This is a genomic window from Bacillus sp. 204(2023), assembly GCF_037027505.1.
Taxonomy (GTDB): Bacteria; Bacillota; Bacilli; order Bacillales; family Bacillaceae; genus Bacillus; species Bacillus subtilis.
The window spans coordinates 150642-166860 of sequence record NZ_JAXCHE010000001.1 but is presented as its reverse complement, the minus strand read 5'-3'; the positions used below and the strand labels follow the sequence as shown (position 1 = coordinate 166860).

Below are 16219 nucleotides of genomic sequence, written 5' to 3'. Positions count from 1 at the left end.
CTACTATAAATTACCTTATAAATAAACGTAACTATAACATTTCAAAATAATATTTTCAACAAAATCTTAGTATCGTATCGTCATACCAATCTTAACGTGCAAATATACCTACCCCCTTTTATTTGAACCTACTATTTTACTTCCTTATATAAAACACATAGGTAAATTATACCACACTCTTTGATTTTTAAAGAGGATTGTAAATTGCACTCCTTTAACTGGAGCAAGACCTTGATTTTTCATGATGTGTGGATGAACCAACTGTGAGTTTATCCCTGACATCCTCCCAGTGAAATGTGCAAATTGCCCCCCATATCTCTCACAAATGAAAAAAGACCCCTTTGAGAGTCTCTTAAATTACTTGTTGATGCTCTTTAATTAACTTGTCTAGTGTTGGTCTCGATATCCCTAGTTCCTTAGCAAACTGAGATTTCGATACTTCACGACTCATATATCGTTTACAATGCTTATCGAAATCTGGGATTGATACTTCTTTTCTTCCTTTATATTTCCCTTCCGCTTTGCCTATGGCAATATCTTCCCGCTGTCTCTCAAGCATATTTTCACGTTCAAAATCATTAATAGCACTAATCAAAACATCAATCTACCTATTGCAGTTGAGGATCAATATTCTCTTTAATCGATACTAATTGAACTCCTTTTGACTCTAATAGTTCGACTAGCTCTAACAAGTCTTTTGTGGATCGTGCTAATCTTGAGAAATCTGCAACATAGGATTGTATCACCTTCTCTTGCAAAGTCTAACATCTCTTATAGCTTTGGTCTGTCTGTATTTTTTGCTGAGACTTTCTCTTGATACTCCTTATCTATTTTGCACTGCTTCATTGCTTCAACTTGTCTTGCTTCGTTCTGTTCAACTGTTGATACTCTGATATACGCTATGTTCATGTTCATCGTTCTTCCGTGCTTATCTGATGAATCAAAGATAGCATAATGTAAAATTAGGATCAATAACTTAATTTACATTATGTTAATTAATTTATCAACTTCAAATTTACACTCACTAATGTCCATCCGCTGTAAGCTTAAGGCAGGCTCTAAATTTACAAATAGCTTATCGAAAACAACATAATAAAGGCAGCGGTATCTTTTCTTTGATATCACTTATAAGTCTACCCCTCTGCTATCGATATCATTATCGAACTTGAATAAGGTTTCACTGCAATTCTTATTACTTTACCATGCTAAATCATATTGATAATGTGAGTCGTGTCGGAAATTTACCGATTGTCAGTTTGTGAATGAGAGTGGTTTCTGTATCAAACCAAGACACCAACATACCCAATACCACAACTTGGCATGTATGCAACCATAAAAGACATCCAATTAATTTGGATGCCTTCTTATAACTATTTTACTTGTTCTTGTAGCACTTCTTTCAGCAATTCAATAGCACTTTCTTCACCTGGATCATTTGTTCCCAGTTCACCTCGGAATGCTTTAAAGAGGATAGATTGCTTTAGTGCTTCAATATTCTCTTCTACTAGAATCATTTCTTTTTGTTTGCTTTCTAGTTCTCGATAATTATTAAGCCAGTTTGTAATTTCCATAACTTCTTCCTGCGAAGGTAAAGGAATCGGTAAAGAAGCCAGTTTTTGTGAGTTAATATTAGCTTGTCCAACCTGTTGGGTAACCATTGATAGAAGTATTTTGCGTCCTACATGGCTATTAATATAATGAGAAACGTAACTAGCTAAAAAATCTTTATAAAACAATCGAACTCTGATTAGATAAGATGCAAATGTAAATCTCTCTGAGACATCTTCTGTTATTACAGACGTTTTACCAACTAATTCATAACTATTTGTCCTATTAAATAATAAATCATTAGTTTGTAAATCATATTTTAAAACATCTTCATGATTGTTCGGGAGATACTTCAAGTTATTTAGTTCAAGATAACCATCAACAATATTCCCCATTCTTAATACTGGTGTTCCAGTTACGTCATCATTTGTTTTAGCAGATGTGCCATATGTAGATGCTTCAATTAGGTCATTTAAGCGCACCCACTTCCATTCTTTTGGCAATTTATATAGCTTTTCTAAAATACTTGAGTCTAATTGGTCTTTATACTTTGTTTTTGTTCCTTCTTTTAATAGATTTATTTGTTCAATCCATTCATTAGCCGTAGTTATATCGGCATTTTCCCCTCTCCACTTCCTAGTCAATTCCCCACGAAACGCCTTATCCAAAATAGCAGCTCGACGAAGTTCAAACGTTTCCTTCGCTTCCTCAATCAACTGCTTTGCTTCTTCAATTTTACTTAAAAGACGCTCCACTTTCTCAGCAATCCGTTTTTGTTCATTTACAGGGGGTACAGGAATACTAGTTGTTTTTATAGATGCTTGATTTATAGCTGGTTGAGCAGAAGAGTTTACCTTATCCCATAAGGCATTTTTAAAATGCCTTGTTTGCATATACAACGCTAAATAAAAATTGTTTATTCTTATGTTTTTCAATAGTGCAACATTCGGATTTATACAAGCATCACCAATTTGCTCTTTTATTAGTGCTATCTTTCCAATGCTAGCCCCTGTTTTTACAATTAGGATGTCTCCAATATTAACTTGAATCTCAGGTGATTCCTTAAATTTTTCAATCGAAATGTGAACAGGGTTACTTAAATCAACCTCATCTTTTTTATTAATTTGTGCTGCACCTAAAACTAATGGACCTGATTCTCTCAAATCAGACTTCGTATATCCTCTCCAACCAATACGACCTTTTAATTCTCCTAGTTCTCCTAGTTTAGTCCAAACCCAATTATTTGGTATTTCATAGGGTTGCTCTTCTTCTATTACTAACGCTTCCCTTAACAATTCTTCCATGGACTTTTTTTTCTTACTCACTGTTTGACCACCTCATCCTCTTCAACAGCACGTAACTCCTCAACTACTTCACCTAATAAATCCATTGCTTGTTGAAGTTTCGCAATCGCCTCTTCTGCCGATTCAATTGGATCTGGTAAGTTGTTATAGGAAGATAATGATTCATCCGCAATCAAACCGATATCTAAACTGTCCCCTTTTTTTGCAATATCTTCTCTTGTGAACACATTCCAACGTTCATCCTCTACTTTTGAGCGGTCTTCTGCTACATATGCTTTCATGAAGTTTTCAAAGTGTGCCATTGTTAGCTGATTCCGTTTTCCGAATGACGTCATATTGGTGCGGAGATCATATACCCAAACATCCTTTGTATTATCTTGGTCTGTTTTTCCTCTTGTGAAAAATAAGACGTTAGTTTTCACACCTTGGGCATAGAAAATCCCCGTTGGTAAGCGTAAGATTGTATGCAGATTGCATTTATTCATTAAATCACGGCGAATCTGTGCACCAACCCCGCTTTCAAACAAGACATTATCAGGTAATACAACTGCTGCCCGTGCATGACCATCGTCTTTTAAAGCATTATAAATTAACTGTAGAAAATTCAGCTGTTTATTGGAAGTTTCAAACGTCAGGTCATCACGCGAGACACTCTCTCCACCTTTTTTTGTCCCAAATGGTGGATTGGTTAAAATGACATCAAAGTTTTTCATCCACTTTCCATTACTAGATAACGAATCTCCTTGTTCCAGTCGCCCTTCGATATCATGAAGTAATGCATTCATTAGAGCAAGACGATGAGTCCCTGTGACGAGTTCCATTCCAGTAAACGCTTCTTTCTTCTGGAAAACGCCCAGTTGTGGATCTAAATCATAATAGTTATCTGTCTTATTTTTCAAATACTGGTCTGCCGCAATCATAAAACCGAATGTACCAGCTGCAGGGTCATTGCATTTTTCTCCAGGTTTAGGGTCAATCAGTTGCACCATTACATCAATTAATACACGCGGCGTAAAGTATTGACCAGCACCTGATTTTGTTTCGCTTGCGTTTTTTTCTAACAAGCCTTCATATAAATTACCTAAACCTTCTTCTTTTGCGTTGTACCAATCAAGGCCATCAATGGTCTTCAGAATTTTCTCTAAGTTCTTGGGTTCTGTAATACTTGTAGCAGCATCAGTGTAAATTTGACGCAATTGAGCATTCTCGCTATTACCCAGCTTAATTAAAAGATGTTGATAAAATGTTTTGAGTTCTACTCCTTCTTTTTCTAGCAAATCATCCCATCTATATCCTTCGGGTATTACATTTTCTGTTTGCTGTTCTTTCATCATTTTTAAAAATAAAATATAGGTTAACTCCGTGACATATTGTTGATATGTAATACCGTCATCACGAAGCACATTGCATAAATTCCATAATTTTTGAACGATTTCTTGGTTATTCATCTTTTTTCCTCCTGGAAATCTTCTATCTATTAAATCAAATTTGATGATTTTTAGTTGAAAGCGAACCTTTTCATTATAACCCAAAAAAGTGCCTCAATGAAGAGGCACAGTCGTTAGCTGATATAAAGGTTCTCATTGATCATATTGACAATATGATCAATATGGTCACCGAACTCACGTTTCAGTAATTTGTAGCCACCAGACGTTCTAAAAGGTTCTTCCGAGAATGCCTCTTCTGCGGTAGGCGCAAGAACAGGCACTTGAAGTAATTGCTTTTCTATTCTCTCTAACCACTTCTTTTGCCTTGGCGTCCAATCATGCAGTGAATACACTTTGTGCATTGCCTGTTTAATACGTGCTTCATGGTCAACGAGTGCTTCACCTAATGCAGCTTGGCGAATAAAACTAATAATATCTGCTGCAATGTCCTCATTTTTTGTCTGTTTCCAAGCGGTTTGTAAATGAGATTGCTTAAAGCCTTTTGTTTCTAAAATCGTCATAAGTTCTCGTAAATCTTGTCTTGTTAGATCTTTTGGCCGTGTACAGATCAGATGCAAAGCGGGAATTTCATTGATATTTTCTTGGATAAATCGAACAAAACCATCCAGATAATCTTCTGGTCGCTTGTTTCCTTCACCATACCCACGAATGACGTCTGTTACTTCATCTTCCTTATCAGATATATAGCGTTTTTCACGTGTTACATGGTACGTTTCCATGTATTCAAATAGGATATTATACTGTGTGGCTTCTTGCGGTGAGTATGTTTGAATTTCTTTCACCCATTCATCCACATGTTTTCCATTTGATAATTCTTCAAACTTTCCCATGCCTTCTTCGTCAAATCTTTGTTTGCGACGCTGAATTTTCGCTACCAATTGATCACGATAAAATGAAGCTTCCTCATCAGTCGTCGCATTTATAAGAGAATTATACAACTCACCAATACGATAGTTTTGTTTCTTCACAACTGGTTTCATTTCTGTATAATGTTGCAACTTGTCATATATACCAACGGCATCGTAGATGTTAAAGTGTGTTTTCCCAATCTCTGGGCAGAGACGAGTCGCACGGCCAAGCATTTGATCATAGAGAATACGAGATTGTATTCTTCTTAAAAATACCAAATTTGTGATCGGCGGCACGTCAATACCTGTTGTGAGTAAATCAACCGTTACAACGACATTTGGCAGCCGCTCGTTCTTAAACCTTTTAATGGCATCTAATGGCTTATAGATATAGCCAGTAATTTTCATAATAGCATCATCTTCAATTTCATCGCCACGTTCTTTAAAGGCTTCCTTTAATAACCGAACAACTAAATCTGCGTGTTGGTCAGTGGCTGCAAAGATAAGAGTTTTCTCCTTTCCTGTCGGATCAATGTATTCAACCAGTTTGTTTAGAACCGCCCGATTAAAAGGTTCAGTAATTACCCGTTTATTAAACTGCTCAACCTCAAAATGAATGGTATCTTCCATTTTTTCTAGTTGAATCTCGCCTTTATCAACATCATACACTTCAACTTCTTCGTCTTTTTCAAGAGTAATGCCGACTTGTGAAAGTTCTGTCTTAAACAGATATGGTGGTTCATGGTCAACTAAGTAGCCATCCAGAACCGCTTCACTATAAGAATACTTAAAAATAGGCATACCAAAAATCTCTGTTGTATGAAGAGCTGGTGTTGCAGTAAGTCCTAAACATGCCGCATCAAAATAATCAATTACACGCCGGTATTGGCTAATATAATCATTTTGGTCACGGAATTCCAATTCTTCCTCTGACATTTCTTTGTCACTTGTATAGCCACGATGTGCTTCATCTACAATGATGAAATCATACTGCCCGACACTTGGAAGCTTCTCGTTATCGCTATAGAAAAGTCTTCTAACCATTCCCTGCACCGTCGCAATTTGCACCTTCGTTTCAACTTCTGGAGACATGTCTTCTAAAGACTTTACATCGTATATATCAGCAAATGAGTAGCCTTCAATTTTTGTATCCTTAAGTGCATCCTCTGTCTGTTTTCCTAACGAATTACGGTCTACAAGGAAAAGAATACGACGACATTTTTTGGACTTAATTAAGCGATACATGAGGGCGATAGCTGTACGAGTTTTCCCAGTTCCAGTTGCCATCGCAATAAGCATTCTTCGTTGCCCTTCTTTTAATCCCTTTTCAGCGGAAAGTACCGCTCTTTGCTGATAATGACGCAAACCAAACTTCGTAATATCCTCTTCTTCTAATCGTTTATTTGCATCCTTATCATCTTGACTAAGAAGAAGCTGCAAGTCATCAGGTGAATGCCAGCCTTCTAATGGGCGAGCATGTTCTAACGGTTTACGTGAATCCCAAAACCAGATGCCCGACTCTTCTTGAAGTTGTCTCAAGTATGGTCGGCCGTTCGTTGCGTATAAAAACGGCACTTTATATTCACCTGTTGTAGGTGTGATGACCTCATCTTCGACTTGTGCCACATTTTTTGCATACACTTTTGTTTGACTTTCTAATGCGCCAGGAATCGTTTTCTTTTTTGCCTTAGCTTCAATAAAGCCAACAAGCTTTAAGCCAATAAACAACGCATAGTCAACCCTGCCGCCATTGACCTTCCATTCAGCAATTGCCATGTTTCGATTTTTCTCTGGCAGCGTTCCGTTCTTTTGATGATTGAGTACAGTTGTGTCTACTTCCCACCCAACAGCACGTAGTTTTCCATCAATAATCGTACGTGTTTCAGCTTCAGTTAATTGCTGTCGACGCATAAAGTTTTTGGATATCTTTTTACGTTCGATTTTTACCTCTTCTTGTTCCACTTCCGCCTGTCGACGAATTGCCTCTAATTCTTCTTCAAGCTTTTTGACTTTCTCCTCATATTCTCGCTGAAGTGTTTCTGTACTCTGTTCTACTTGTTCTTGAAGTTCTGTATACTCTGGTGCTTGAAAATCCCAATCACCATATACCTCCATGAACCAAATGGACAAGCGGAACGTTAATTGCAACAAAGCCTTTGCTTCTTCTACTTTTCCATAATCCGCTTCATGCATCGCTACATTCCCTTTGCGACGAAGAGCCTCTAATATATCAATTAATTCAGGCTCAAGTAACCTTTCCCGACGCAAAGTGTTAATGCGATCCACTTGTGTTGTACCATATGCCTCTTTAATATTTTCAGCCGCAAGGATAAATTTAGTTAATGTCTCAGCAAACAATCGCAGTTTCATTACTGTTGTATGGGGGTCATGATATACATTTCTCTCAGCTGTCTCTCCCAAGTTAGCAAGTACATCCCATTTCCCTTGAAAAAATGAAAAGTTGCCACTCATTGTTATCACCGTTTTCCTAAAAGGTTGTTTGTGCCCATTATACTATAATCATGCAAAAATTAGGGAATAAGATGTATCGCTCTTTTTTTCTACTCTGCTCCTTAGTTTAGGTTCATTCTTTAACCAAGTGGTGTTTTATTAGTTATTGTTTAAATATCGAGGCTACGACATCAGATTTGATCGATAAAAAGAAGAGCCTCAATTTAATTTTAGATTATAAAAACAGAGAACAGTCATTTGACCGCTCGCTTAAATTACATCACTGAAATTGATTTAATGTACTGCTGTTGATATATAATGTATTATCTAACGCCAAATCTTTCATATGTTTCTATTTTGATTTTTTGTTTTATTTCAGATAGGACTGGTTGAATACATTGCTCTGAGCAATATTTATGGTTTGATTCATAATCTGAACCAACAATTCTCCACCAACTACTATCAGTCTTGCTAGATACCTTTTTTCCACACATTCCACAGGTAAATCCCCAATTCCCTTTTAGATTATTTCTAAAAGGTGTCTCTAATGCTCTAGGTCCATAGGATTGAGAATAATTCCACAGGTCATTTTCTGCATTATGCATTCTAATGTTATTCATTTCAACATCACTTAAATTTACATATGCCTTGGTCATTCCCTCTATTATCGCTGTTCCAGATTCTGGACTAATTTCGTATCCATGGTTGTTTAAGACCCGAATTTTCCCGCTATTTTCCTCATATACGAAATGAAAAGTAACGTGTTTTGAATCCTCTATAAATTCTTTAATTATATTTTTATCCATAATTTCTCCTCTCATCATATTCAATAATTATTTGTTTATACAGAGATCAACGATTATTACTATAAGGAATTAATCGCCCCCTCATAGGTTTGTCTTGATATTTCAACATACTGAGCCACTTTATTTGAGTGATGGGCTAAGCGTTTCATTCCCTTAGACATCCAGATAAGAGCGAAGGCTATTCGCTACTTCATCAACATCCAAATGCAAATACTTAGTTGTGACGGAAATATCGCTATGTCCTAATGCCTTAGATATCACAGCAACATTTGCCCCCTTATCTAACAATAATTTAGCAAAACCCCTTCTCAAAGCATGAGGGTTGATATTTTTCAAACCGTACATCTTAGCATATTTGTTTAGCCGTTTTTGAATGTTATTATGCGTTGGAGAGTTTGATATAACATCACCGTACTTAGTAATAAAAATCAGACTGTTCTTCTTGCCGTATCCATCTCTAATCATGGCATTTTGTTTTATCAATACCTTTAGCATCCTTTTAATTACGTCGTCAAAAGGTAATTTAATTTGCTGATGATTTTTCATAATACTGCCTTCTAAATTCAGCACATTATTATTGAAGTCTATATGGCGCTCTTCAAGTTGGGTTAATGTATTTATTCGAATACCAATTTTAAAAATCACTAGGACAGCTGTAGCGTCCCTCAGCTGAATGAAATTGCTTAAGTCCAATAAAGAGAGCAGCACATTAACATCACGCTCTGTAGCACCTTCCTTAACCTTTTGATCGACCTTTATATTAATGGTTTTCCAAAACTTTATTTCAATTCAACCGTTATTAAAACAGCGGGAGAGGAATGCTTTTAGACATTTCAATCGTGTTAATTTAGTTTGATTGCTTACATTCATACTATCTAGCCATTTATAGACCGTATCGGCTGTAATATCAGCAACATGGTTTACGTTTGTTATACTCTGAAAATGCTCTACATGAAGGACATAATCGCTTATTGTACGCCTTCTATTCCCGCTCACCTTCATTTGCCTAGTGATGGTTTCGAGAGCATCAGAAACCATCATTGAGTGATCCAAGACCTCAAATTGTTTTATTTTTTCTTTTGGAGCGGTGGAACTAGTACTAGTAATGGTTAATCCATTTAATAATCCATTTACATCCACATCTAATAATCCTTTTCTTTTGGTCACAACAAAAAACCTCCTATATCAAAAGTGATATAAGCCAATAACAGGTGTAATTTCTTACGTGACCGTTATACTGACCGTTTCACTATACGATATAGAAGGTTGATTTGACGGGCTTTACACCCGATTTCTCTACGTCCCAGGAGAGATTCGAACTCCCGACCGACGGCTTAGAAGGCCGTTGCTCTATCCAGCTGAGCTACTGGGACACGTTTTGTTTTTTGTTTTTCGCTTTAACTATCAGCGACAAGATTTATTATATATGGGATGCAATAATAAGTCAACGGTTTTTTAGAATTTTTTTCATGAGGAAGAAAATTTTCTTCCTCATGACATTTTCATAGTGTGACTCGGTTTTGCAGATCCTCAATTTCATTGCCTGCTTGGTCGTAAAAACGGACTGTCGCAGCATCATTTTCTAATGTCAGTATAGCATAGCTTTCTGTCCTGCGCACCCTCGGAAGCCGGATGCTGCCTGGGTTAATCATCAGTTTGCCCCGCAGCACTTCGCTTCCCGCGATGTGCGAATGCCCGAAGCAGATAATATCCGCTCCGAGCTCCTCTGCACGATAGTATACGTTTAACAAGGTCTGTTTTATACCGTGAAGGTGGCCGTGTGTGACCAGTATTTTTCTTGAACCGGCAGTCAGTAGAAGCTCGTCCTTAAAATCGCCGGCAAAATCGCAATTGCCTTTTACAACCGCATAAGGCTCCAATGCAGGATGCCTCGTTTCAAGCTCAGAGTCCCCGCAATGAATCATGAGATCAACTTCTGCCTCATGCCGTTTCGCAATGGTTTGGAGTTCTTCTTCAAGCCCATGGCTGTCACTGATAATCAGCACGTTCATGTACAAGCTTCCTCCTTATGCCTCCAAAAGCTTAGACAGCTTTTTAAGCGCGTCAGCCCTATGGCTGATTTTATTTTTTTCATCACTTGTCAGTTCAGCCATTGTCTTATCTTTATCTTTCACGATAAAAATTGGGTCATAGCCAAAGCCATATTCTCCTCTCGGTTCTTCAGCAATATACCCTTCAACATGGCCTTCGACTGTTTTTGTTTCCTCTCCGGGAATACTCACGGCCAGTGCGCAGCGGAAACGGGCGGTGCGCTGTTCTTTTTCAATACCTTTCAGCTCGCTGAGCACTTTTTCGATATTTGCCTGGTCGTCTTTCTGTTCTCCTGCATAGCGGGCTGAATAAACCCCGGGTCTGCCGCCAAGATTATCGATGGATAGACCGGAGTCGTCCGCAATCACCATTTTGTTCACTGCTTTGGAAACAGCTTCCGCTTTCAGAATGGCATTTTCTTCAAATGTATGGCCTGTTTCTTCAATTTCTTCTGCGAATCCAATTTCAGCTAAAGATTTGACATCATAGCCTCTTGGCTCAAGAATTTCTTTGAATTCCTTCACTTTTCCCGGATTATGTGTTGCAATAATTGCTTCTTTCATGATGATCAAGCCTTTCTGTCTTTATTTCAGTTCTGGCAGAGAATCACCCAGCACTTCTTTTTGCTTGTCAATCAGCTCTTGGATTCCTTTTTCCGCAAGACCGAGAAGACCGTTCAGATCCTCTCTAGAAAAAGTTGCCTCTTCCCCGGTTCCCTGCAGTTCCACAAAACGGCCGCTGCCTGTCATGATGACATTCATGTCAACTTCAGCAGAGGAATCTTCTTCATAATTTAAATCTAACAAAATTCCCTGTTCCTTATCAATTCCAACAGAGATCGCAGCAAGAAAATCAGTGATCGGATTTGTCTTGATTGTTCCTGCTTTGATCAGCTTGCCAATCGCAATCGCCATAGCAAGAAATGCGCCTGTAATGGAAGCTGTTCTAGTTCCTCCATCAGCTTGAATGACATCACAGTCAATCCAAATCGTCCGTTCACCGAGCTTTTCCAGATCTACAACAGCTCGAAGCGCGCGGCCGATCAGGCGTTGGATCTCCATTGTTCTGCCGGAAATTTTCCCCTTAGAAGATTCTCTGATTGTTCTTTGGTTTGTTGCCCGCGGCAGCATGCTGTACTCTGCTGTAATCCAGCCTTTCCCTCCGCCCCGCAAAAACGGTGGTACGCGGTCCTCAACAGACGCGTTGCAGATTACCTTTGTATTTCCCGCTGTTATTAGAACAGAACCTTCCGGATGGCTGATAAAATCCAAATCGAATGTGATTGGACGCAGCTCATCGTGTTGTCTTCCGTCATGTCTCATGTTTTACCTCCGATTGTATGTACATAAACCATTTTTGTCCCGGAATTGAATAAAGAAAGAGGCAGCCGGAACGCTAACCTCTTTCTTCTAGTATATCAAAAATCCCAATTTAAAAACTACCCGTATTCACTTGAGAAGGTCTGGAGACCGGTTCTGTGAGCTTTTCGCCTTTTTCATTTACCAGCTCTGATTTTCCGTTCACTTTAACAGACACGCCTTTTATATCCGGCTGCTCCGTTAACGTCAGCACAATGCTGTTCAGAACTTCTGAAGAAATCATTTTCGTCTTCTCATCGGCGCTGCCGAATATAGATTGATTGAAATCCAACGTCACGCGCCCGTCTTTGATTTTCGGTTTGCTGACCAGCTTTACATCTTCACTGAAGTCTGTTAACAGCCCGCTCACCTTGCTTGGGCCTTTAGCCAATTCATTAATGGCTGCTGTGATGTCGTCTTTTTCCGAATTGTCGATTCGTTTCGTCACCGGCACGTAGTATTCACTGTCTTCATTTTCCGCCAAATAGTAGACTGTCAGCGGATGGGTAGCAGTGAGATCATTTACACCGGCTGTTTCCAAATTAATGCCGTCTTTGCGGCTTAAATCATCTGAGATCGGTGTCCCTCCTACAGGCATCTCCTTCAGTTCATGCCCGTTTATTCTCAGCTTCACTTTATCTATCGAACTAAATTGCGTCAGCGTCCACGTCACAGACTGAACGATTTTCTGTTCGTCTTCTTTCTTATAATTTTTGAACTCATTAGAGAAATCAGCTATCGCCGTTCCATCTTTTTTGATGTCAACGTTAACGGTGGTGTCAGCCGGCAATACAGCTCTGAAGCCATTCGGAAGAATTTCAGACACAGGCCCGCCCTGTACGAGGTATTCAAGCGCCTGCTTAGCCGTGCTCTCACTTTTAGGGAGAGGCAGCGTTTGCGCAACAACATACCCGTTTTTATCAATGAGATAAAGCTCCCTCATGACAGTAGATGAGGCTTGATCCGCTTTTGCGGTATCGCTTTTTTCACTTTCTGTTTTTTTGGCTGCTGTTGTATTTGAATTGGCACCCGCTTCATCGTTCACGAATGTAACGTCTTGAGGCGGATCAATTTCCTCGGCTGCCTTATCAGATTGAAACAAACCGCATCCGGATAAAAGCAAGGCAGAGGTGAGACAAGTGGCACCAATGACTGCAGGTCCTTTTTTCAGCATACTTTTCCCTCCTAAGGATGTTTGTACTATTATGTATACGAGCCTCTTTAGGAAATAGACCGAAGAATTCCGGCAAAACAGAAAAAAACCCGCAACATACCGTTGCGGGGAAAACTATCTTCTAATCGGTTCTTGCAGTGAGATGCATTCCACATGGCCCACCTCATGGCCAAACCAATCGTCTGCGATTTTCGCAAACTGATCACGCGCTCCTGTTGTCAAGAACTGATGATCCGGAGCATTCGCAGACTGGTTCAGCAGCCCTTTATACGAGAGAATCGTGCTGACTTCCCGGGCTGTTTCATCGCCGGACGAAATAATGTTAACGTGTTCTCCCATATATCTTTGAATGGCTTCTTTCAAAATGGGATAGTGGGTGCAGCCTAAAATCAGCGAATCAATCGATGTATCTTTTAACGGATACAGCGAGGTTTTGACAATCTCGTCTGCTGTTTTGTCAAGAAACTTCCCGCTTTCCACAAAAGGCACAAGCAGCGGGCAGGCAAGGTTTTCAACCTTCAGATCAGGATTTAATGCCAAAAGCGCCTCTTCGTATGCATTGCTCTTAATCGTATTCTCTGTGCCGATGACACCGATATGCTGATTATCCGTCACTTTTATCGCTGCTCTCGCACCAGGCTGGATCACTCCGACCACCGGTATACCGACGCTTCGCTGGATGTCATCCAATGCGATCGCTGTTGCTGTGTTACAGGCGATCACGAGCATTTTGATGTGGTGGTTTTCGAGTAAATAATTCGTCAGCTCCCACGTATATTGAAGCACCTCTTCTTCAGGGCGCGGCCCATAAGGACACCGTTTCGTATCCCCGACGTAGATAATATTTTCTTTAGGTAGCTGTCTCATGATTTCCTTCGCAACGGTTAAACCGCCAACCCCGGAATCAATGACTCCTATTGGTTGTTCCAACAAAATCGCCTCATTTTCTCTTCATTTCATGCTGCAGTTTCATCAAAGATTTTTCGAAGATGGCTATTTCTTCATCTGTAAACGATTCGAACATATCACGCAGATATTCCTGTCTTTTTGTAATGACCTCTTGGATAATCCGTTCTCCTTCAGGCAGCAGATGTATCCGGACAACACGTCTGTCCGCCGGGTCCTTGACCCGCTCAACAAGCTCATTTTTTTGCATGCGGTCGATTAGGTCTGTTGTCGTGCTGCATGCCAGATACATTTTGCCCGATAATTCACCGATTGTCATATCTCCTAATTCATAAAGCCATTGCAAGCCGACAAATTGCGGCGGCGTAATCGCATATTGGTTAAGGATTTCTCGTCCTTTTTGCTTAATGATCGCGGCAATGTGGCGGAGTGACTTTTCAATATCCGCAACATGCTCCAAAGGTTTTGATGTCATTTGTCCATCCCTCACTCAAGGATCTCTTACGCACAAAAGCGTTCCGTGTCTATTTTCCTTCTTTTTTGAAGAAAATGCAAGACTCGCAGGAGAGAAATAGAGGACTTTAGTCAAACAACATCAAGAAATAAAATTTAATTTATGACTTGCCTACGTTTTGCACAGCATTCCAAATATGGTTTCGAATGTTCCAAACAAACAGCAATAACCGGCTCCTTCCAAAAGAAGGAATACCGGCAAGGATTAAAGCTCTAGCTCACCCATTCTAAGAAGCTCAACAACGGCTTGCGAACGCCCTTTCACACCCAATTTCTGCATGGCATTTGAAATATGGTTTCGAACGGTTTTCTCACTGATAAATAGCTCGCTTGCAATCTCCTTTGTTGTCTTATCTTGAACGAGCAATTCGAACACTTCTCTTTCTCTTTTCGTTAGCAGCGGCTTCGATTGAAATTCTTTCTCCTTCAAGTATTGTAACCCTCCTTGCTAAGGTGAGAGCGAATCAGAAACGAATGGGTTTTGATATAGTCGAGATATCATATGTAAGAAGGGCGCAGGAGGTGACGTTTACAAGATAATTAGTTTATCGTGTATGAAGAAGCGTTTCTTTCTCCTCATCCGTCCAGCTGACAGCCTTGCCGCTTTCCTTTGAGACTTGAACCATCACGACTGCCCCGGTGAAGCAGGGTTCGCCTTCGAGGTTCTCTCCGAGATAGTGCAAAGTAAGAGATGAACTGCCGACGGCGCTTGTTTTCACATAGATGCGCAACTCTTCATAAGGCATGACTTGGCGCAAATAATCGCACTGCTGGCTTGCCACGACTGTCATGGTCTGTTTGTTTTCACTCATCATATTCAGCTTTTTAAAATAAGAAATCCGCGCCTCCTCAAAGTATATAAAAGGAGTTACATTATTCATATGCCCAAACATGTCTGTCTCGGAAAATCTTACGGATACCTCATTGAAAAAAGAAAAGGATGTTTTCCATTCTTGAAACGGCATATCAATATAAGCGGGAAGCTTCATCTTTTTTCATCTCCTTATTGTTTAAAAAAACCTCTCCCATGCGGAAGAGGTTTTTTCTTCTTATACTCTGTCGCTTCCGAAGAAATTGCGGAACGCTTGTAAGTTTGTATCTCTATTCAAGGCTGCAATCGAAGTGGTAAGCGGAATCCCCTTCGGACAGGATTGAACACAGTTTTGCGAGTTGCCGCAATCTGCAAGGCCGCCTTCATCCATTAATGCTTCCAATCGTTCAGATTTATTCATGGCGCCTGTCGGATGCGCGTTAAACAGGCGGACTTGCGACATCGGTGCAGGCCCCATGAACTTCGATTTGCTGTTCACATTCGGGCAAGCTTCGAGGCAGACGCCGCATGTCATGCATTTTGATAATTCATATGCCCATTGACGGCGTTTTTCCGGCATTCTCGGCCCCGGTCCTAAATCGTACGTACCGTCAATCGGTATCCACGCTTTTACTTTTTTCAATGAATCAAACATTCTGCTGCGATCAACCTGCAAATCACGAACGACTGGGAATGTTTTCATTGGTTTTAAACGGATCGGCTGTTCAAGCTGGTCAATAAGCGCCGTACAAGACTGGCGGGGTTTTCCGTTTATGACCATTGAACATGCGCCGCATACTTCCTCAAGACAGTTCATATCCCATGTGACAGGGGTTGTCTTCTCACCTTTGACATTAACCGGATTCCGGCGGATTTCCATCAGAGCGGAAATGACGTTCAGATTTGGGCGGTATGGAATCTCAAATTCTTCATCGTAAGGCGTGCTGTCGGCTGTATCTTGACGTGTGATAATAAATCGTATGGTTTTTTGTTCACTCAT

The 16219-nt window shown here is 39.9% G+C and carries 16 protein-coding genes, 1 tRNA gene and 1 pseudogene; all 18 read right to left on the bottom strand.

The window, feature by feature from the left end; genetic code table 11:
• Nucleotides 1-352: 352 nt before the first annotated feature.
• The 18 genes and pseudogenes from WA279_RS00830 to sdhB all read right to left on the bottom strand — a co-directional run bounded on the left by WA279_RS00830 (nt 353) and on the right by sdhB (nt 16219).
• Entirely contained in the window at nt 353-595 is a 243-nt protein-coding gene (locus WA279_RS00830) for a hypothetical protein (protein WP_336153923.1), read from the bottom strand.
• A 13-nt stretch (nt 596-608) separates the two neighbouring features.
• The gene (locus WA279_RS00825; RefSeq protein ID WP_336154392.1) at nt 609-746 is read right to left on the bottom strand and encodes a recombinase family protein; all 138 of its coding nucleotides are present in this window, start codon (nt 744-746) and stop codon (nt 609-611) included.
• Between the two features lie 25 nt (nt 747-771).
• Nucleotides 772-909 carry a recombinase family protein gene (locus tag WA279_RS00820; protein WP_336153921.1) on the bottom strand — a complete coding sequence of 46 codons (138 nt, stop codon included), beginning with the start codon at nt 907-909 and terminating at the stop codon, nt 772-774.
• A 461-nt stretch (nt 910-1370) separates the two neighbouring features.
• The gene (locus WA279_RS00815; protein WP_442894659.1) at nt 1371-2852 is read right to left on the bottom strand and encodes a restriction endonuclease subunit S; all 1482 of its coding nucleotides are present in this window, start codon (nt 2850-2852) and stop codon (nt 1371-1373) included.
• A gap of 17 nt (nt 2853-2869) precedes the next feature.
• Nucleotides 2870-4300, bottom strand: coding sequence for a class I SAM-dependent DNA methyltransferase (locus tag WA279_RS00810; RefSeq protein WP_336153916.1), 1431 nt, complete (start codon nt 4298-4300; stop codon nt 2870-2872).
• Nucleotides 4301-4413: 113 nt separating this feature from the next.
• Nucleotides 4414-7620, bottom strand: a complete 3207-nt coding sequence (gene hsdR, locus WA279_RS00805; RefSeq protein ID WP_336153915.1) for a type I restriction-modification system endonuclease — start codon at nt 7618-7620, stop codon at nt 4414-4416.
• Between the two features lie 302 nt (nt 7621-7922).
• Nucleotides 7923-8405, bottom strand: coding sequence for a hypothetical protein (locus WA279_RS00800; RefSeq protein WP_336153913.1), 483 nt, complete (start codon nt 8403-8405; stop codon nt 7923-7925).
• 153 nt (nt 8406-8558) lie between these two features.
• Nucleotides 8559-9572 (bottom strand): annotated as a pseudogene (locus WA279_RS00795) (tyrosine-type recombinase/integrase).
• A 132-nt stretch (nt 9573-9704) separates the two neighbouring features.
• Nucleotides 9705-9778: transfer RNA gene (locus WA279_RS00790), tRNA-Arg, on the bottom strand.
• Nucleotides 9779-9907: 129 nt separating this feature from the next.
• Complete coding sequence (locus tag WA279_RS00785) at nt 9908-10417, bottom strand: metallophosphoesterase (RefSeq protein WP_015384295.1); 510 nt, start codon at nt 10415-10417, stop codon at nt 9908-9910.
• A gap of 15 nt (nt 10418-10432) precedes the next feature.
• Nucleotides 10433-11029: an XTP/dITP diphosphatase gene (locus WA279_RS00780; protein ID WP_336153910.1), complete on the bottom strand. Its 597-nt coding sequence runs from the start codon at nt 11027-11029 to the stop codon at nt 10433-10435.
• A gap of 12 nt (nt 11030-11041) precedes the next feature.
• A complete protein-coding gene (gene rph, locus WA279_RS00775; RefSeq protein WP_003246039.1) occupies nt 11042-11779 on the bottom strand; it encodes a ribonuclease PH in 738 nt (245 codons plus the stop codon).
• A 109-nt stretch (nt 11780-11888) separates the two neighbouring features.
• On the bottom strand, nt 11889-12989 hold the full coding sequence (gene gerM, locus WA279_RS00770) for a spore germination protein GerM (protein WP_021480263.1): 1101 nt from the start codon (nt 12987-12989) through the stop codon (nt 11889-11891).
• 114 nt (nt 12990-13103) lie between these two features.
• Nucleotides 13104-13922 (bottom strand): glutamate racemase, encoded by an 819-nt coding sequence (racE, locus tag WA279_RS00765; protein ID WP_015251521.1) that lies wholly within the window; start codon nt 13920-13922, stop codon nt 13104-13106.
• 7 nt (nt 13923-13929) lie between these two features.
• Nucleotides 13930-14370, bottom strand: coding sequence for a MarR family winged helix-turn-helix transcriptional regulator (locus WA279_RS00760; RefSeq protein ID WP_003229573.1), 441 nt, complete (start codon nt 14368-14370; stop codon nt 13930-13932).
• Nucleotides 14371-14613: 243 nt separating this feature from the next.
• Nucleotides 14614-14838, bottom strand: coding sequence for a spore germination transcription factor GerE (gene gerE, locus WA279_RS00755; RefSeq protein WP_003184172.1), 225 nt, complete (start codon nt 14836-14838; stop codon nt 14614-14616).
• 115 nt (nt 14839-14953) lie between these two features.
• Nucleotides 14954-15397, bottom strand: coding sequence for an acyl-CoA thioesterase (locus WA279_RS00750; RefSeq protein WP_015251520.1), 444 nt, complete (start codon nt 15395-15397; stop codon nt 14954-14956).
• A 60-nt stretch (nt 15398-15457) separates the two neighbouring features.
• A complete protein-coding gene (sdhB, locus tag WA279_RS00745; protein ID WP_003229569.1) occupies nt 15458-16219 on the bottom strand; it encodes a succinate dehydrogenase iron-sulfur subunit in 762 nt (253 codons plus the stop codon).

What these genes read in the sequence shown, in the direction of transcription:
- WA279_RS00800 (WP_336153913.1), bottom strand. Translation starts at nt 8,405, where the DNA reads ATGGATAAAAATATAATTAAAGAATTTATAGAGGATTCAAAACACGTT.
- rph (WP_003246039.1), bottom strand. Translation starts at nt 11,779, where the DNA reads ATGAGACATGACGGAAGACAACACGATGAGCTGCGTCCAATCACATTC.
- WA279_RS00815 (WP_442894659.1), bottom strand. Translation starts at nt 2,852, where the DNA reads ATGGAAGAATTGTTAAGGGAAGCGTTAGTAATAGAAGAAGAGCAACCC.
- gerM (WP_021480263.1), bottom strand. Translation starts at nt 12,989, where the DNA reads ATGCTGAAAAAAGGACCTGCAGTCATTGGTGCCACTTGTCTCACCTCT.
- WA279_RS00760 (WP_003229573.1), bottom strand. Translation starts at nt 14,370, where the DNA reads ATGACATCAAAACCTTTGGAGCATGTTGCGGATATTGAAAAGTCACTC.
- WA279_RS00810 (WP_336153916.1), bottom strand. Translation starts at nt 4,300, where the DNA reads ATGAATAACCAAGAAATCGTTCAAAAATTATGGAATTTATGCAATGTG.
- hsdR (WP_336153915.1), bottom strand. Translation starts at nt 7,620, where the DNA reads ATGAGTGGCAACTTTTCATTTTTTCAAGGGAAATGGGATGTACTTGCT.
- WA279_RS00750 (WP_015251520.1), bottom strand. Translation starts at nt 15,397, where the DNA reads ATGAAGCTTCCCGCTTATATTGATATGCCGTTTCAAGAATGGAAAACA.
- WA279_RS00820 (WP_336153921.1), bottom strand. Translation starts at nt 909, where the DNA reads ATGAACATAGCGTATATCAGAGTATCAACAGTTGAACAGAACGAAGCA.
- sdhB (WP_003229569.1), bottom strand. Translation starts at nt 16,219, where the DNA reads ATGAGTGAACAAAAAACCATACGATTTATTATCACACGTCAAGATACA.
- WA279_RS00785 (WP_015384295.1), bottom strand. Translation starts at nt 10,417, where the DNA reads ATGAACGTGCTGATTATCAGTGACAGCCATGGGCTTGAAGAAGAACTC.